This window comes from Anaerospora sp. (genome assembly GCF_032013335.1).
Lineage (GTDB): Bacteria > Bacillota > Negativicutes > Sporomusales > DSM-15969 > Anaerospora.
The window spans coordinates 101,588-119,183 of the sequence record NZ_DALZUO010000002.1 but is presented as its reverse complement, the minus strand read 5'-3'; the positions used below and the strand labels follow the sequence as shown (position 1 = coordinate 119,183).

The following is a 17,596-nucleotide window of genomic DNA, read 5'->3' as shown; positions in this document are numbered from 1 at the left end:
TCACATCCATACTTTCATCATATCATACAAGCTGCGCCATGCCGGTATATATACTAGACCGTTAAATTGCAATACATCCAGTATTTTCAAAGAAACCAGGCCTGCCACCAGTAGAGCAGCGATGTAACAGAAGCTTCGTTCCAGCGTTGACCAGGGATTGTCGTAGCTGCGCTGGGTTTCCCTGCCAAAGCCCCTGCTCTCCACGGAAGACGCCAAAGTTGCCGCCCTGCGCAATGTCCGGGCTAAAATGGGAAACAACGTCTGGAAGGCCATTTGAATTAAATGGCGGGGCGAGGCCGTCTTAAAGGGCTGAAATCCCCTCAGCCTTTGAGCTGTCAATACGATTGCCGTCTCTTGAAATATAACCGGTAGAAAACGCAAGCTGGTAATCACCATAAAAGCCAATTCATAGGGCATTCGCCACGATAAGAAGCTTTTGAGCAGCTGCCGCGGATCAGAAGTCCAGCTAAGCAAGAGCCCCAGGGATAGCATAATCCCAGATCGCAGAGCTTGCACCGCACCGTATTGAAGGCCTTCACGATAGACAAATACACCAGCGGTTATTTTGCCCAACACAGGAAACCCCGGAGAAATTAGACAAGCCATTACCGTACGGGGTTCCTGGTTGTAAAACAAGGCCTGGCTGGCCATCGATCCCCATATTCCCAGCAGGACAAAAACAGCCAGTATACGCCATCTGGCCAGCGAAGAGCGGCTAATTGCGTGAAAGATCAGCGTAATAGCAAATAATAGAAATAAAGAACGGGGACTGTCAATGGTTAACGTTACTACTGCAAAACTAATCAACACAATCAGTTTAGTTCGGACATCCAACTGATGAAGCAGGGTATTCCCCGGTGTTGCTTCCCAGACATTTCTGTCGTACATAGGTAACCACCTCCTTAACAGTCACAGCTCTTCCTCCATACAAATTCTGGGCAACAAGTAAAGCAGCAGGTGGCTTAAGTCCGGTTGACTGCAAAACAGCCTGCTCTCTAAACACAACATTCCCCGGACCATCTGCCACAATCTGCCCCTTGCACATAATAACGATGCGATCAGCAAATCGAGCCGCCACTTCCGTGTCATGCGTACAAAAAACCACTGTTCCGCCTTGAGCGGTAAACGCTTTCAGCAAGAGAACAATATCTTCGATATGTCCGATATCTTGCCCGGTAGTTGGTTCATCCAGCAAGAGAACTGCCGGTTTGGAAGCCAATACCGCCGCTATCGCCACACGCAGCCGCTGTCCCCTGCTTAGCGCCAGCGGAAAATCCTCTTCCATGCCGCTAAGGCCTAATTGGTCAACTAGTTCCCGGCACACAGCAGGCCAACTGTTGCACTCTTTCTTCTGCCGCAAAACAAACGCTATTTCATCGGCAACTGTGTTATTAAACAACATAAAATCCGGATTTTGCAGCACCATCCCCACATTTGGCATAACTGACGTAACACGACTGCCAAGCACTTGTACATACCCGGCTGCCGGCTGCAGCAAGCCGCCGATCTGATGAAGCAAAGTCGATTTTCCCGCTCCGTTATTGCCCATTAACGCGACAAACTGACCTCTAGGAATTGTTAATTGCAAATGATTCAATACCTGTGGTTTTGTTTTGTCATACTGAAAGCTGAGCTGCTCAACGATTACCGCCGCAGCACGATCAGCAGATCCCGTATTGACGGGCTCCGTACAACAGCCATTATCCTGGGGTACCTGATATTTTTCTTTAATAGCAGCAACGGCATGATCAACCTGGGATGATTGCGTATTTACGGCTAAGTGACGGCAAATATCAATTGTCTGCGGCAGTCTTAGCCCATACGAATCAAACATTTCCGGCTGCCCGAATGCTTCCTCTCTAGTGCCCTGCCAGGCAAGCTTTCCTTGATCCATGATAACAACACGGCGGCATAAGGGCATTACTTCATGCAAACGATGCTCGACTATAACAACTGTCATTCCCAGTTCTCTGTTAATGCGCTGCAACACCGCCAACAGTTCAGCTGCCCCCTGCGGATCGAGCTGACTAATCGGTTCATCCAGTGCAAGGATACTAGGCCGGGCTGCAAGCACAGACGCTACTGCCAGACGCTGTTTCTGTCCGCCTGATAACGCATGAATACTGGCATCCTTATAAACAAGCATTCCTACCAGTTCCAGCGTCTCATGAACACGGGAAGCAATCTCGTCCGGCTTCATCCCCATATTCTCCAGAATAAAAGCTGTTTCATCAAAAACAGTTGTTGAAAAAATTTGATCTTCCGGACTCTGAAATACCATTCCCACCGTTTGACTCAATTCAGCAATCCCGCATTGCCGCGTATTACGTCCTGCAATGTGGACTTCACCGCTCATGCTACCGCTGCTTGCATGAGGAATAAGGCCATTCAGCATTTTTAATAATGTACTCTTGCCACAACCGGTTGCACCGGTTAAAAGAACAAATTCCCCAGGAAATATTTCGAGGCTGATGTCTGAAACGCTGGCAACACTGCGATGCTTGTAGGTAAAAGATACATTGCACAAGCCTATGATTGGCTTCAATTCACTAGTCACCTCCCACTTTGGACAGACGGCTGCCTAACAAGGTACCACAGGCCGCACCAATGGCAGTATAAACAAACCCATTCAACAGCAAGATCAGCGCAATATACCAATCCGCATAATACAGCCGGTACAAAAAAGCCATGCCCTGCAAATTGATATAGGTAGCGACACAGTCAGCAATACCGCATATCAGTGCTAACTGGATAATTTGCCGGAAGGAAACATGCTCGACCGCATGTCCTACCTGAATCCGCCCGTACATGCCGCTCCCGATAAGCAGCACCTCCAGCATGAAAGCATGGGTACCATAGGATAACAGTCCAATTGGAGATAATTGTCCAAAGGCAAGCATGCCAAGCAGCATGCGGATAATCGTCATCAAGGCCACTACACCAGGGTATGGAATAAGCATGACTAAAGCCACAATCATCATATACAAAAAAACACCATGAAACAGACCGGTAACCATAAATCCAAAAGGCCCCAGCAAAATATGAAAAAAGTCATTCAATAACGTGGCCGGAACGTTTACAACTGCAAATGCCGCTGCTCCAAATAGGGCAATAGTAACCAGCCAGCGAGTTTTCATTATCTTTAAGGCCTGCCGCAGACGGCGTAAGGCAAATAAACTGGCAGTAGCTAATATAACAACAGCAATGCCAACAACTGCTGCTGCTTTCCTATCTTTTTTTATAATTGTAATTGGTATTGATTTGACAAGCAGCGGAGTTTCTTTGTCCTTCAGCTCCACTTGCAGCAAATAACGGCCGCCGCCGCTGACTAGTTGTTCATCTGCATAAACCGGCAATTGTATCCGCTGCCTCATATCACCGTTCAGTGCAATTAAGGCTACCAGCCGGTCATCATGCCCCCCCATCGAGCCTGCTTCATGATCTTCGCTGGTTGTTCCCGGGGTGAACAGCCCGGGAACCGGTTGCTGGGTATTCACATCAAGCAGCTGGATGGTAGCAAGCACCAATCTTTGTTGACGAGCAGTATTTTTAATATCCAAACCCAAATGGGTAAGAGGATGAATGGCTTCTACCTCTTGATTAGAGGCCCCTTTCCCCCGCAGCAGATTTTTATAATAATCCCAACTCCGGTCCCTGAGTACCAGTGTATTGCGATTCAGACGGTCATCCATTTTGCCTTCCCTGTCTAAAGGAAGTACAATATCCGCCAGTTCAACAGGAGCATCAGTTACCGCGCCTTCTCCCACAGCAATGTTCACCGGTACTTGCAATATCGTATCATCAACCGCAACCGTCAGGTTATATACCCCTTCTTTCAACGAAGCTGCCGCTTGTATGGCAATTAAATCAAACCACTGGCTATAGCCTCCGGCTAACTTGACTTGCCTGTATAGATAATATTGCTCTTCCTGCTGGCCTACCTGCCAGTTTTCATATTCATCCTCAGGCAAAAAACCGGGAGGCAGACTGATTCTTATAACAGCCTCTTTATCCTCGGAGCTGCGATTCTCTATACTGAATAACGCCTGAATCCGCTCACCCGGCGTTACTGTATCCCGGGTTTTGCCCAAATAATAGGGAGCCTGACAAGTAAATGTTAATTCACTGCTGGCCTGAGCGACCGTGGTCATGCATATAAACAATACACAAAATAAGACGGCACTCCACCATTTTTTATTCCATCTACTTGCTTCCAACGCCTGTCCTCCTCCATTTTACTTACAATAAAAGCTCTCCCCTGATAGAGAGAGCCTGGCTAGAGCAAATGACCGCAACCGAAGCACCTGATTCAATTGCCGCCATTCTTCATACGTCGGATAAGGAAACTCAGCAAAAAAGCGATCCTGCTTTTCTTCCCCTACCGGTTGTTTGCCTTCTACAACCTCTTTTGTCATAACATCACTTCCACCTCTCGGATTTTAATTGTTTTCTGGAGTGTGCTTATCCTCTCTTTACTTCGGGATGCATTCCCCCTTTCCATAATCATTGGGAATTAAATAAAAAAATGAATCTTCCGGCCCCACTGGCAGGAAGATTCATTTAAAATAACATATATATAACTATACAAAATCCCGGCGTAAAATACGCCGGGAAGAAGCAAGGTACAATGTTATGTACTAAATCTCCTCCCCATCGCTCGTGGGTCAAAAACGGTGATCGTCAGATAGGCAGTTCTCCTGGCTCTAGATCATGGCTTGCCCAACCTTCCCAAGACGTTCATCTCAGTGGTATATATGGGTTTGCTCCCTATTACAGTGGCGGGACCGCGCCGGTATTACACCGGTCTTCCCTATTAAGCCCTTGCGGGCACCTATCTCAATATATGCAATTGTTTGATTAGACATTTTATTCTATAATTTGAATCAATAATAGCATTTCTTTCCTTGATATGTCAAACTCTTTTGCAAGAAAAAACCAATATTACCCCTAAACAATAGCATTCTCTTAGCGTTAAACTATGTTATTCAGCACTTGCTTTTCATTATGTATATAGATTTTATGTATAACAAGGAGCTTCGCATGCGATTTTTAACCAAAGGCGATAAATTGCTGATTTCGATACTATTCGTCATGTCATTGAGTTCAATTCTCTACAGCCTCTTCCTATACCCCGATCACATAAATAAAAGCGCTGAAGTTCGCGTGAATGGCAGCTTAGTTAAAACCATGCAGCTCCGGGAGGGATACAGAGAAGAATACCGCATCGGCGGCCAGCACGAATATGCAATTATTGAAGTAAATTCAGGAAAAGTCCGGATTCGCCAGGATGATTCCCCCCGGCAGATTGGCGTCCAGACAGGCTGGATCAGCAGTCCACCACAGCAAATTGTTAATTTGCCTTACCGCATTGTCGTCACTGTTGTCTCCTCAGAAGCGCAGGATCTTGATTTCATTATCAAATAAAACCATCGAAACATGACAAACAACGGCCCCTTCGGCAGGCGCCGTTATTTGCTATGTCAACAACTATGGATTTTTATCAGCCTGTTTTAATGCTTTTTTTGCAGCTTCGGCAAACTGGTTATAGGATACGGTTGCCCCCGATACGGCATCGATTTTATCAACATCCTGGGTTTCAATCAGTTTGGGACCGTATGTAGCAGCCGCATTTACAGCTAACTGCGCTTTATTATAAAACTCCTGGTTTTCAATCTTGCCGCTGGTCTTGCCGTATTCCTTATCCTTTACAGTGCCATCCTTCTTGATGCCGCGATAATCGGCTTTGGTAATTTTTCCATTCTTAATAACAAGGGCGATTTCACCAATAGCACCGCCTTCATCAGCACTGCTTTTGGCAGTAAACCGGCCATCCTTATAATTGCCGCTAAGGTTAATATCCTTATGGCTGGCGGCAGGACTAGCATCCTTTTGTGCACAGCCGCTAAGCAGCAGAACAGGCATAAATGCTGCTATTAACAACAGCCATCGTTTCACACTCAACTACCTCCTACCCTATCTTTCGACGGTCGGCAATCCGGCCATGTTCCAGTACAATCCGGTTTTGTGCAAGTTCGGCAACCTCCGGATCATGAGTGACCATAATAATCGTATGTCCCTCTTGATGAAGCTTTTGGAATATCTCCAATACCAGATTTGCATTAGCTTCATCTAAATTGCCGGTAGGCTCATCAGCCAGTATCAGCATAGGATAATTAATCAAGGCACGGGCAATACATACACGCTGCTGCTCGCCGCCGGAAAGCTGACTAGGCAAATGCTTTGCCCTGTCTTTCAGACCTACCCGGTCCAAAGCAGCCAATGCTTCTGCTTCATCAGGCATACTATGATAATATTGAGCGATCATAATATTTTCCAGAGCGGTCAAATAAGGTACTAAATGAAACTGCTGAAAAACCAGCCCTACTTTATCACGGCGAATCGCTGTCAGACTACGGGGATTCAAGGTAGAAATATCTTCACCATCAAGTATCACTGTTCCGCTTGTGCCTTTATCCATACACCCGATAATATTCATTAATGTAGTTTTTCCAGAGCCTGAAGGCCCCATGATAGCCAGCCATTCGCCCCGCTCTACTGTGAGATTAATATTTTGCAGCGCTTTTACACTGCCATAAATCATTGAAACATCTTGTAGTTCTAATAAACTCATCAATCAACAGCCTCCTTCACTCGCCCCGTAACACGATTGCCGGTTCAACGGCAGTCGCAGTTCTTACCGGAATCAGGCAAGCCACCCCGGCAACGCCAACAGCTACTACAATCGCACTTGCCGCAATAAACGGCTGAAAGGAAATCGCTCTGCCAAAGACATTCACACTCACTGTTTCAGCAAAAAAGAAACCAAGAACAGTTCCTAATAATCCGCCTAAAGCGCCCAGGGTAAGTCCTTCACCTAAAAACTCCAGTGCAATACTGCGATTATCTGCACCTAAAGCCTTTTTAAGTCCAATTTCTTTTCTGCGTTCCGCTACTACTGCCATCATAGTAGTAGCCACACAAATGAGCGTTAACAGCAGAACCACAATTGTTACCAAATAAACCAACGCCTGCAATTTGCCCAGCACCATCGCCTCTGACTGAGTAACCCGCTTGACCAGCCGCGGAGTCACACCGGGAACTTGCGTTTCTACGTTACCGGTCAACGTATTCAGCTCTGCTTCTGTCGCCATAATACTGGCCTGTGCCACGCTTATCTGTCCGCCTTTTTGCAACAAGGTCTGCAGCAGCGGTAAATCCATAAACAAGAAATTTTCTTCTGTTCCACCTGTTCTGACAATTCCTGCAACCTTAACTTTACTTTCACTGCTGCTATTAGCGGCCGACAATGTAATCATCTGTCCCGGCTCTACCTTCAATAGCTCTGCAATTTCAGCGCCTAGAACAACCTCAGTTGTATTTTGCGCAGGCCACTGCCCTCTAATCTGCCAGTAAGGACTTACTTTTTTGACTTCCGCAAAGCGCGTCCCCGCAACCATAACTGGCTGCTCATTTACCTTGGCCCGATCATACAGGTAAGGTGCCAGCCCAACGAGTTTCTCCTGCGGTAAAAGCGCCGCCGCGCTTACAACGTCTTTTTCCTGCAATGTCTGACTGCTGCCAGCAGGAATCAAGAGCAAATTGGCTCCATAAGAGCGAAATTCACGGCCCATTTGACGAGGCACATCATAATAAATTGTAACTAAGCCGGACAAGACTGTCGCACCTATGGCAACTGCCAGTAAGGCAACAAACATGCGCGACCGGCGCCGGATAAGCGAATGAATAATCATCTTGCTATACATAGAGTATTTTGTCATAGTTTACTATCACCTGCCATGAAGTACTTCTGCCGGGCGCAATGATAAAAGCATCCTGAAGGCCGGAAGACTGCCTGCCAAAGTAACCAGCATAACTAAAATCATTACAATAGGAATAACCATCCCTTTAGCTTCCACTGCAGAGCCAAAAACAGTCTGCCCGATAATCTGGGCAAATCCAAGCCCCATAAAGTAGCCTGCAATTCCACCTGCAATTCCGGTTGTCATTGTTTCAGACAGAGTCGATAACAAGATTTCCGAATCAGTGGCTCCCAAGGCTTTTAACAACCCGATTTCCCTCGTCCTCTCCATTACACTGGCAGTCAGCAGGTTGGAGATTCCCAGTGCCGAACCAGCCAGACTAAGGGCAGTTATGAGCAGCATTAACAATTGTGTTTTCTGTAAAATTGCGCCTTCCGATTCAGCTACCTGGCGTACAGGCTTAGCTCTGGCACCGGAAACCGCTTCTTCGATCTGATAGGATATGGCACTCACATAAGCTGTGCAATACCATGTTTCCCATTCTTTGAGTGTCAGGCTTTTAGGATTATGAGCTGCTTTACGGGCCAAATCATTATCTGGCGTAGTAATTGCACTCACTTCCACCTTAGCTACTTTTCCGTCCATATTGCTGAACTTCTGTACAAAGCTGAGTGGAACAAAAATCTGTTCGTCTTCTGCACCACCGCTGTTAATTATCCCTTTAACTACCAGTTTTTCTGCCGGGCTGCTGCCCGAACCTGCAATTTGCAATTCGTCACCAGTCTTGATATTACGTTTTTTTGCAAGCAGACTGCCAACCATTGCACCATGAAGACCCGTATCCTGAGCCCATTGCCCATCAATAGACCACCAGGATTTCAGCTCTTTTATCCCTGTTTCTACCACTTCCCCGGTAGGCAGCTCCAGCTTGCGCTCAAACCAGGTACCAACTAATGTCACATCCTCACCATTTGCTCCAAGGCTCGCTTTAGCCTCCAGCGTCGGTGCAAAAGCAACAATATTATTTGCCCAGAAAATGGTTTTTAATTTACCCAGGTCGGCTTCCTGCAGGTATTGCCCTGCCGCGCCCGCCCCGGCTTCCACTCCATATAATTCCTTCAACACGGAAGCAGAACGGGGAGTAACGGTTATATTAGCGCCATATGCCTTTAATTCCCGGTTTACTTTATCTCCCACATCCAGCATAACGTTCAGCATGGCTGTCGTCAGCGAGACACCAAGTGCAATCGTAAGCGCTACCATGAACATCTTGCGTCTTTGCCGGCTCAGAGCACCTTTCAGCATTCGCCAAAACATAGCTCGCCCTCCCTACTTGAATCTTCCTTTTTCTTTTTCCAGCGCCGCAGCCGGAATGACCAGTTTTCCGGCAGTCATCTTGTATTCTAATGGTACAGGATTACAGCCGCCTTTAAAGCCAATTGTTGCTTTATTCATTACAACATCACAAAGCTTACAGACCACCTGATCTTCCCGCTCATAATAGCCGGTAGGACCACAAATATCACAAGCATCTAATCCAACTCCGTAAGCGGAGCCACTTTTCTTAATAATAATGAAACGCAAGGTAGTACCGTTTGATGCCCGGAAGGAAAAACGGTGCAGTCTTCCGTCACTTACTTTCTCCAATGGAATTGCAATTGTGCCTTGTACAGCCGACACAGGCACTGCGGGGGTTATTTCCACTTTCTGATCAGCGTACGCTTTGCCTGCTGTAGACAAAATAAATACCAGCAGCAAATTAACCGCAATGACCGCTCCCCAGTTCAATTGCTTACGGACAGTAATTAATACTTTCCGGTATTGCGCCGGATTAAGATCATCTTGTCGCGTTATTTTGCGCCCCATATATAAAATGGCAACCAACGCAAAGGTAACCGCAAAAAGAGCGTACAAAAACCAGGTCTGATAATTAATAAGGGGAATCATGATTCCGAGAAGCCATTTTTTCATAGGAATAATGCCGCGTCCCAGCAGCACCTGAATGACTACAACTAATTGGTGGGCTATAATGACAATAAAACCGACTGTGGTAACAGTCAGCAAACTTTTCACCGGTAAAACTTTGGCTACCCTAAAAACAGCTACGCCAGTTAGTAAGGCAAGACCGAATCCAAGTAAACATCCAATCATTTTAAACAAAACATCCAAGCTGATAAGCGGATTAGCTGCTATCAGCATGTTAGCCGGAAAAATAAAAAATTCAAAGCCCCGGTATAGAAGCAAAGTAAAAGCAACCGTAAATATTACCTTCCCAGGAATAGTTGCATCGGTATCTGGATAGCCTTTCTTTCTTGCGCGCCAAAAAAGGATGAGCAGCAGTACTTCTGCCAGCAATGCAACACTTAACACTCCGCATTCATATACTTCACGTTTTATAAAGGTAGAACTTAATCGTAATATGACAATGGTAAAAGAACTAAGGAGACCACAGATCACCCCATGCCACACCCAGCTTTTTAAGTTCTCCTGCTGCTGTTTACCTAAAAAAGCCAATACCATTGCGACAGGAATAACCGCAGCCGCAACATTCTGCACTACTGGTATAAAAGTTTGTAATACCGCCATGAGATATTGTACCATCTGTCCCCCTCCTTCCTGTATAAATGAAATTTGAGAAAAAGGTCCGGGAAGCTTCCCGGACCGCTATCATTACCAGTTTCTTGGAACGAAGTCAAATACCCAGTGAAGAGTGACAGGGTTTTCCCAGAAACGGCCTTCTACACCGGTTTCTTGGTCAACATGGAGCATATAGTTTTGTTGCAGCGGGCTTGCAATAGTGAAAACTACGTCATAGCTGCCTGCGCCCAGCATTTTAACGTTAGCGCCATAATGAGCTCCGTCGCTGGCATTCATCGGCATAAGGTTACCTTCGATGACTTCGCCGGTACCTTGTTTAGTCATGGTGTAATGTACAGAAAGGTAAGGAATGAATTCGCCAACACCAAAGCCGGTTTTATTATCTTCAGTAGCTTTTATATCTGTTTCCAGATGGATGTCAGCTTGATCAGGCGTTAAGCCCATGCCGGCAGGTTCCATTGTGATAGGTTGGAAATAAATCGCAGCAACTGTAAAGCCAGCTTCCGTAACTTCTTGCTCGTCACCGATTGGATATTCCTGGAATCCAGCAGCAAAAGCCTGCGTTCCCATTACAAAAAGTGCCAGCATCATAACCAAAGTCATTAGTGCATATTTTCTTGTTTTCATTATGTAGTAGCCTCCCTAAATTGTTTTTTATTTTTTTGAATGACAGCTAAAAATAGGACGATATTCCCCGCTTGTCCGGTTCTACTACAAGCCTTTTGATCTATCGCCTCTGTGTACTATGCCGCAGCATCAGGAGCTGCTTGACGACGGCGCTGATAAATCACCCCCCCTATCGCCAGAAGCACGAGTACAATTTGCGGCAGAAGTGTTTCCCAGGTAGGATAAATACCTAAGAGGTCAATTGCCTCCATGCCCGGTATCAGTGTTACACCGACCACTCCGCCTGCCTGCAGCTTATTAACACCGCTGCCTGCAAAGCTTACCGCCAGACAATACATAAAAATACTTGTTCCCAGAAAGAAGGGTTTCAGCGGTATTTTCATACTGCCATAATGAATGACTCCGTAAATTACAGCCAGTGCCACACACCCTGCGCCAAAGCCCATCCATACGGCATCAATATGAGCACCAACATCGCTCAATAAGGCTTGATAGAACAACACAACTTCCGCACCTTCACGGTACACCGCCAAAAAAGCGGCTAACCCCAGGGATAAAGCGTTTCCGCCGCTTACGGAATGTTGCACCTTGCCTTCAATGTAATTTTGCCATTTCTTTGTGTCTGCCTTGCTGATCATCCAGCGGCAAACGGATAAGAGAACAACTACAGCAATCAGAACAGTAACGCCTTCCATTATTTCCTGGTTAGCGCCGCCAATATTAAAAATCTGATTAATTGCAATAGCAGTCAGCAGGCTTGCCAGGATTGCCAGGAAAGCGCCATAATAAACAACCGTTGTCTTACTGCCGTTACCTGACTTATTTAAATAAGCTGTAATTGCAGCAATGACCAGGATTGCCTCGAAGCCTTCGCGCACAAGAATCAAAAATGTAGGCCAAAAGACTTCGGCAGGCCCCTGCTGCTTACCGGTACCGCCTAATTTAACAGCATCCTCCCGCAGCATCCCTACTAATTCATCAATTTCTTTTTTGATCTCTGCCTCAGGAGCGCCATTCGTCATCAGCTTTTTAATAACGCTGAATTTATATTCTTCAGTACTGCCCCGGCGGCCGGAAATAGTAGAACTAACAGTGAGTTCCATTCCTTCTTTTTCATAAACACCGTAATAAGCGTCATTTATGAGTTTTTTGGCCTTATCCAAATTACCTTGCTTATAAGCATCAAGCGATTGGGTCATCGTTTTCTCGATTTTATCGACAACTTTTCCCCATGACGCTGCAGCAAAGACCATATTTTGCGAGGCAATTACGAAAATAAGCGGCAATAGCAATATCAACAATAACTTACGCATCAAATTCACCTCCTTTCAAAATGAAGAATCTCACTCAAAATGGTAATAGTAATCATTCTCATTAAAACCGTGTAAAAAATGCAGGTTTTTGAACCCGCTTGTATCTGAAATTTATTCTATAGAGAATATAACTCTGTTTACTGTTCCTGTCAAGAAAAAAATGGAAAACGTAATAACAATTCTCATTATCATTTACTCATTACTTCCCTATTACTTTCACTCCCAAACAATACAAAAAAGCTTTCCGGATAATATCCGGAAAGCTTTTTCAATGGTGACCCACGATGGACTCGAACCATCGACACCCTGATTAAAAGTCAGGTGCTCTACCAACTGAGCTAGTAGGTCTGGCAGGGGCGGCTGGACTCGAACCAACGCATAACGGAGTCAAAGTCCGTTGCCTTACCAACTTGGCGACGCCCCTACAATATTTTTTTTGGGGTGACTGAAGGGGTTCGAACCCTCGAATAACGGAGCCACAATCCGCCGTGTTAACCGCTTCACCACAGCCACCATGTTCATTTGCAAGAGCGTTTGTCCCTTGCGACAAAATATATTCTATCATACTACATCTTTGATGTCAAGCATAATATTCTATATTCTTTTGTCCTGTGACGTTGTATTGCCTTAAGCAGCACAACGTCACAACACTCAATTAGTATATCAGATCTTTTTAACATAATCAATAGTCATAATTAATTTTTACACATGAAATTTTACTACTGCCTCTTGCAAATCCCCTGCAGCCTTTGCAAGACTTGCCGCAGAAGCTGCGATCTCCTGAACAGCAGCATTTTGCTCTTCACTGGCAGCCGCCACCTGTTCGGCACTTGCAGCATTAATGCGGGCAGCATCTGCAATACTGTGTACAGCCGTATCAACTTCACGGCTTGCTGTTTGCTGATTTTCAGCAAGGCTGACAATTGACTCTACCTGAACATGCATATTTTTAACTGCATCAAAAATCTGCTGAAAAGCAGTCCCGGAAGACTGTACTACCTGCACGCCAGCAGCTACCTCTTTGCTGCCGCTGTCCATCGCACTCACAGCGACAGCTGTTTCCTGCTGAATGGCACCGATAATCGCAGCGATCTCTTTCGCTGCATCCTGTGATTGCTCAGCTAATTTACGTACTTCTTCGGCAACAACGGCAAAACCGCGTCCTTGTTCTCCTGCCCGCGCTGCTTCAATAGCGGCATTTAAGGCGAGCAAATTAGTTTGGCCGGCAATATTGGTAATAAGATCAACAATCTGACCAATCTGCCGTGATTTATCTCCAAGGGCATAAATCATCGCCGCAGCTTGATCGACCTGCTGTCTGATCTGTTCAATACGATTTACGGCATCATCAATCTGCCCTTTCCCCCATTCAGCCGCCTGCTCGCTCTTGGAAGAAGCCTGCGCAACCGCTTGCGCAGCTGTTGCAGTCTGAGCCGTATTTGTAACCATGCTGGTAATCGCAGCAGTAGAGTGGCCCGATAGTTGAACCTGCCGGGTAGCACCTTCCGATACCTGTTGGATAGCAATCGCCACTTCTTCCGTGGCCTTGCCCACTTCTCCCGACGAGGCTGCCAGTTCTTCAGCAGCTGCTGCAACCGAATCAGCAGTGTTACGGGTTTGTACAATAATTTGACGAAGGGCAGTGGTCATTTGTTCAAAGGCAACGGCTAAGTTGCGAACTTCTGAAATACCCCCAACAGCAATAGACTGGGTTAAATCCCCCTGTGCCACGGCACGGCTGACCACCACTAGATTTTGCAACGGTTTTGTAATGTTTCTCGCAATATAAAATGCAGTCAATCCGGCTGCAACGACAGCCAAAATCACGACAACTAATACAATCAGGGTTGTTGAAATTAAGGTCCTGTACGCTTCATTAACAGGCTGATAAATCACGACTCCCCAGCCATATTTATCAATTGGTGCAAACGCAGCAATTGTCTTATCACCACGACTGGATACCGCTTCCATATTTCCTGCTTTTCCTTGCATAACCTGCTTCACATATTCAAGTGCAGCAAAGCTTTCTTTATTTATTACCCGTTCATTGACCGGATTGTAGATAACAGTACCCTTATTATCAACAATATCAAGATATCCGTTTTCTCCAATCTTCACCTTCGCGACAATGTCAGCCAGCGCTTTAAGGCTGATATCAGCGGCAAAAACACCAATAACCGCACCGCTCTTATTGCGGATCGGTGTAGATACCGTCACCGTAGGAGCATTGGTAAACGCCGAGATATAGGTATCAGTAAAATAAGTGTTTCCCTTAACGGCTTCCAGGAAATATGCACGATCTCCCCGGTTTGCAAGCTTACCGGATGTTCTGGCAATCTGCATCCCAGTAGAATCCATAACGAAAATCAGCTCAAACAGCGGGTTGCGCTGCTGTGCCGCAATAATCATGTCAGTAACAGAAGCTCCATCCATTGACTGAGCAGTAGGTGATGCAGCTAGTGCCTCTACCAGTCCTTGCGAATCATCCAGCAGTCGTTTGATTTCACTGCCAAGCTGAGCGGCAAATATACCATTGTCATGAGCCATATCCTCACGGGCTGCTGTAATATTCATATAAAGGCTTACAACACCACCTGCCGAAGCCGGGAGAATTGCAAATAAAACAAATAAGGCCACTAAACGAAATTGCAAACTGGTATTTTTAAACATTTCATCACTCCTGCAATATTATGGAAGGTGTATTCGACAATACAAAGCAAATTTCCTTTATATACTCCTTTATATAATAAGGAAAGCAAAAATAACCTGCTAATTTGTCAGCAGGTTATTTTGTTTCACAATATTCAATTCCCATTTGTCAAAAATACAAAACCTCCGCCGAACTTTGACGTAGTCAGCCAAAGGTTCAAGTCAAAGGTCAACTTGCGCCCGCCGTCATAGCAAGTAGCAATATACCGATCTGTCTGCTGCTCATATGCGAGAGCCACCACTACAATCCAATGCCAGGTCTCTAGCGAGCCTGCTTTTCCCTTGTGCAAATTTAAAAAAGCTACAGGGCAATCAGAGGCAAGTCCTTTTTCTAAAAAATCAACCGTTCCAGCAAGGGAAGACCGTTTGGCTTTACATAAGGGAACACTTAATTTATGGCACTGCCACGCTAATTGATGAAACGATAAGTACGCATCCATCCCCTCGCAGAATTTTTCTGTGCTGCTCAGTCCCAGCCAGCCAGGAGTAACAAAATCCCAGATCTCTTCAAGTGCTTCTGTTATAGAAGCGATACTATCATTGTTATAGGTCAGCGGACCTGCTTCCCTTTTATTCAAATACAAAAGCAGCATTGCTGCCGAAGTAGGACCACAGCCACTTGATCGCTTAGTCCGAGTACTATACCAGCATTGATTATAGCCATATAAGATTTCTTTATTTTTATTTACCTGCAGCCATTCAGGGTGCCTGATTTCCATGTTTTCTCCTTGTTAAAGGCATCTACCATTTTCATACTCTCTGCGTCTATCATACCATGTCCGCAGTCAAAACAAACAGCTTTTACATTCCATTCTCCATAAGCTTCTCCAAATCAGCATCAAAATAAACGGTAACGCATTAAGCCGAACAGCAACAAAGAACCCCCAGACACTGTTCAAGTGTCTGGGGGTTCTCTCTATTTAGCTCATAAACATTTTGAGATCATCTTCGGGATTCGTAATACCGCCGATGCCAAAGGTCTCTACCAGTACCTTTGCTACGTTCGGAGAAAGAAAACCAGGAAGCGTTGGGCCAAGATGAATGTCTTTTACACCAAGGTACAACAGAGCCAGAAGCACAATGACTGCTTTTTGTTCATACCAAGCTATATTATAGGATATAGGCAGCTCATTAATATCATTCAGGCCAAATACTTCTTTTAACTTCAACGCAATTACGGCTAAGGAGTAAGAGTCGTTACATTGCCCTGCATCCAATACCCGCGGAATGCCGCCAATATCACCAAGGGGCAGTTTATTATAGCGGTACTTGGCGCAGCCTGCCGTAAGGATAACGGTATCTTTCGGCAGCGCTGTAGCAAATTCGGCATAGTAATCTCTGCTCTTCATACGACCATCGCAGCCGGCCATAACAAAGAATCGTTTGATAGCGCCACTTTTCACAGCATCCACTACTTTATCTGCAAGGGCTAATACCTGATTGTGAGCAAATCCGCCAATAATTTCGCCTTGCTCCAGTTCCTGAGGCGCCGGGCATTGTTTAGCGTGAGCAACAATCACCGAAAAGTCTTTCGGTTTACCGTCCACCCGCTCGCCAATTTGTTTCAAACCTTCAAAACCGACTACACCGGTCACATATACCCGTTCTTTGTAGCTGGCCTTAGGAGGTACCAAGCAGTTAGTAGTCATTAAGATAGGCCCGTTAAAGGTTTCGAACTCTTTATCCTGCAACCACCAGGCGTTGCCGTAGTTTCCTACAAAGTGATCATATTTCTTAAAGGCCGGATAATAGTGAGCTGGCAGCATTTCTCCATGTGTATATACATCAACGCCAGTTCCCTGGGTTTGTTCCAGCAATTCTTCCAGGTCTTTGAGATCGTGACCACTGATAAGAATAGCCGGGTTGTTCCTAACACCAATATTTACTTTAGTAACTTCCGGATTACCATAAGTGGTCGTATTGGCCTTATCAAGCAGCGCCATCACATCAACACCGTACTTACCGCATTCCATAACCAACGCTACCAAGTCATCCGCACTCAGATTATCATTGGTCGTACCAACCAATGCTTTTTCTATAAAAGCAAAAATGCCATCATCGTTATATCCCAGAGTAAAAGCATGCTCGGCATATGCAGCCATTCCTTTTACTCCATAGGTGAGTAATTCGCGCAGCGAACGAACATCTTCATTTTCAGTTGCCAAAATACCGATTGTTACTGCCTTTTCTTCAAAAGCAGCCGCATTATCAGCAAACCATCGAGCGCTGTCATGAGTAACCTCTGATGCTACACCGGCTTGTATCAACGTTGCTTTCACTTCTTCTCGCAAAGCAAGTGCCTGCTTAATTAGCGTAATAAAGTATTCTTTTTCAAAGTTAGCATTCGTAATGGTAGCAAATAGGCCTTCCATAATGAATTTATCAGCTTTCATTGTGGCAATTCCAGCCTGACGAGCTTGAAGAGTATAAGCGGAAATGCCTTTCAGTGTATAAATCAATAAATCCTGCAAATTGGCAACATCCGCTGTTTTTCCACAGACGCCGCGTATCGTACAGCCAGTTCCTTTTGCGGTCTCTTGGCATTGATAACAAAACATTGACATATGATCTCCCCCTTAAAATATAGGC

Annotated in this window: 15 protein-coding genes, 3 tRNA genes and 1 riboswitch; of the genes, 1 reads left to right on the top strand and 17 read right to left on the bottom strand. The window is 45.5% G+C overall.

What is annotated here, in order from left to right; translation table 11 throughout:
* From RTR76_RS02560 to RTR76_RS02545, 4 genes are read right to left on the bottom strand one after another with little or no spacing between them, the layout of a single operon-like run.
* A complete protein-coding gene (locus tag RTR76_RS02560) occupies window positions 1–888 on the bottom strand; it encodes an energy-coupling factor transporter transmembrane component T (protein ID WP_312516393.1) in 888 nt (295 codons plus the stop codon).
* Entirely contained in the window at window positions 818–2,545 is a 1,728-nt protein-coding gene (locus RTR76_RS02555) for an energy-coupling factor transporter ATPase (RefSeq protein ID WP_312516391.1), read from the bottom strand. The genes RTR76_RS02560 and RTR76_RS02555 overlap by 71 nt, the downstream gene beginning before the upstream one ends.
* A 4-nt stretch (window positions 2,546–2,549) precedes the next feature.
* Window positions 2,550–4,217 carry a hypothetical protein gene (locus RTR76_RS02550; RefSeq protein ID WP_312516389.1) on the bottom strand — a complete coding sequence of 556 codons (1,668 nt, stop codon included), beginning with the start codon at window positions 4,215–4,217 and terminating at the stop codon, window positions 2,550–2,552.
* 18 nt (window positions 4,218–4,235) lie between these two features.
* Entirely contained in the window at window positions 4,236–4,415 is a 180-nt protein-coding gene (locus tag RTR76_RS02545; RefSeq protein ID WP_312516387.1) for a hypothetical protein, read from the bottom strand.
* A 254-nt stretch (window positions 4,416–4,669) separates the two neighbouring features.
* Window positions 4,670–4,850, bottom strand: a riboswitch (cobalamin riboswitch).
* A gap of 190 nt (window positions 4,851–5,040) precedes the next feature.
* Between RTR76_RS02545 and RTR76_RS02540 the strand changes: the two genes are divergently transcribed.
* Window positions 5,041–5,424: a NusG domain II-containing protein gene (locus RTR76_RS02540; RefSeq protein WP_312516385.1), complete on the top strand. Its 384-nt coding sequence runs from the start codon at window positions 5,041–5,043 to the stop codon at window positions 5,422–5,424.
* Window positions 5,425–5,487: 63 nt separating this feature from the next.
* Here RTR76_RS02540 and RTR76_RS02535 read toward each other — a convergent pair whose 3' ends face one another.
* The 13 genes from RTR76_RS02535 to hcp all read right to left on the bottom strand — a co-directional run bounded on the left by RTR76_RS02535 (window position 5,488) and on the right by hcp (window position 17,571).
* On the bottom strand, window positions 5,488–5,955 hold the full coding sequence (locus RTR76_RS02535; protein ID WP_312516383.1) for an FMN-binding protein: 468 nt from the start codon (window positions 5,953–5,955) through the stop codon (window positions 5,488–5,490).
* Window positions 5,956–5,968: 13 nt separating this feature from the next.
* On the bottom strand, window positions 5,969–6,631 hold the full coding sequence (locus tag RTR76_RS02530; protein WP_312516758.1) for an ABC transporter ATP-binding protein: 663 nt from the start codon (window positions 6,629–6,631) through the stop codon (window positions 5,969–5,971).
* Window positions 6,632–6,647: 16 nt separating this feature from the next.
* Window positions 6,648–7,778, bottom strand: a complete 1,131-nt coding sequence (locus RTR76_RS02525) for an FtsX-like permease family protein (RefSeq protein ID WP_312516381.1) — start codon at window positions 7,776–7,778, stop codon at window positions 6,648–6,650.
* 9 nt (window positions 7,779–7,787) lie between these two features.
* Window positions 7,788–9,077: an ABC transporter permease gene (locus tag RTR76_RS02520; RefSeq protein ID WP_312516379.1), complete on the bottom strand. Its 1,290-nt coding sequence runs from the start codon at window positions 9,075–9,077 to the stop codon at window positions 7,788–7,790.
* Between the two features lie 12 nt (window positions 9,078–9,089).
* Window positions 9,090–10,361, bottom strand: a complete 1,272-nt coding sequence (locus tag RTR76_RS02515; RefSeq protein ID WP_312516377.1) for a Fe-S-containing protein — start codon at window positions 10,359–10,361, stop codon at window positions 9,090–9,092.
* Window positions 10,362–10,430: 69 nt separating this feature from the next.
* Window positions 10,431–10,961: an iron transporter gene (locus RTR76_RS02510; RefSeq protein ID WP_396144165.1), complete on the bottom strand. Its 531-nt coding sequence runs from the start codon at window positions 10,959–10,961 to the stop codon at window positions 10,431–10,433.
* Between the two features lie 140 nt (window positions 10,962–11,101).
* Complete coding sequence (locus tag RTR76_RS02505) at window positions 11,102–12,298, bottom strand: FTR1 family protein (RefSeq protein WP_312516373.1); 1,197 nt, start codon at window positions 12,296–12,298, stop codon at window positions 11,102–11,104.
* Between the two features lie 272 nt (window positions 12,299–12,570).
* Window positions 12,571–12,646, bottom strand: a tRNA-Lys gene (locus RTR76_RS02500).
* Window positions 12,647–12,722, bottom strand: a tRNA-Gln gene (locus RTR76_RS02495). It lies immediately after the preceding tRNA gene.
* 13 nt (window positions 12,723–12,735) lie between these two features.
* Window positions 12,736–12,811 (bottom strand) — tRNA-His (locus tag RTR76_RS02490).
* A gap of 189 nt (window positions 12,812–13,000) precedes the next feature.
* A complete protein-coding gene (locus tag RTR76_RS02485; RefSeq protein ID WP_312516372.1) occupies window positions 13,001–14,968 on the bottom strand; it encodes a methyl-accepting chemotaxis protein in 1,968 nt (655 codons plus the stop codon).
* A gap of 134 nt (window positions 14,969–15,102) precedes the next feature.
* A complete protein-coding gene (locus RTR76_RS02480) occupies window positions 15,103–15,726 on the bottom strand; it encodes a hypothetical protein (protein WP_312516371.1) in 624 nt (207 codons plus the stop codon).
* Between the two features lie 201 nt (window positions 15,727–15,927).
* A complete protein-coding gene (gene hcp, locus RTR76_RS02475) occupies window positions 15,928–17,571 on the bottom strand; it encodes a hydroxylamine reductase (RefSeq protein WP_312516370.1) in 1,644 nt (547 codons plus the stop codon).
* Window positions 17,572–17,596 lie beyond the last annotated feature (25 nt).

Coding starts and splice junctions, on each gene's coding strand:
- hcp (WP_312516370.1), bottom strand. CDS start 17,571: ATGTCAATGTTTTGTTATCAATGCCAAGAGACCGCAAAAGGAACTGGC.
- RTR76_RS02530 (WP_312516758.1), bottom strand. CDS start 6,631: ATGAGTTTATTAGAACTACAAGATGTTTCAATGATTTATGGCAGTGTA.
- RTR76_RS02525 (WP_312516381.1), bottom strand. CDS start 7,778: ATGACAAAATACTCTATGTATAGCAAGATGATTATTCATTCGCTTATC.
- RTR76_RS02485 (WP_312516372.1), bottom strand. CDS start 14,968: ATGTTTAAAAATACCAGTTTGCAATTTCGTTTAGTGGCCTTATTTGTT.
- RTR76_RS02480 (WP_312516371.1), bottom strand. CDS start 15,726: ATGGAAATCAGGCACCCTGAATGGCTGCAGGTAAATAAAAATAAAGAA.
- RTR76_RS02545 (WP_312516387.1), bottom strand. CDS start 4,415: ATGACAAAAGAGGTTGTAGAAGGCAAACAACCGGTAGGGGAAGAAAAG.
- RTR76_RS02505 (WP_312516373.1), bottom strand. CDS start 12,298: ATGCGTAAGTTATTGTTGATATTGCTATTGCCGCTTATTTTCGTAATT.
- RTR76_RS02515 (WP_312516377.1), bottom strand. CDS start 10,361: ATGGTACAATATCTCATGGCGGTATTACAAACTTTTATACCAGTAGTG.
- RTR76_RS02540 (WP_312516385.1), top strand. CDS start 5,041: ATGCGATTTTTAACCAAAGGCGATAAATTGCTGATTTCGATACTATTC.
- RTR76_RS02510 (WP_396144165.1), bottom strand. CDS start 10,961: ATGACTTTGGTTATGATGCTGGCACTTTTTGTAATGGGAACGCAGGCT.
- RTR76_RS02560 (WP_312516393.1), bottom strand. CDS start 888: ATGTACGACAGAAATGTCTGGGAAGCAACACCGGGGAATACCCTGCTT.
- RTR76_RS02520 (WP_312516379.1), bottom strand. CDS start 9,077: ATGTTTTGGCGAATGCTGAAAGGTGCTCTGAGCCGGCAAAGACGCAAG.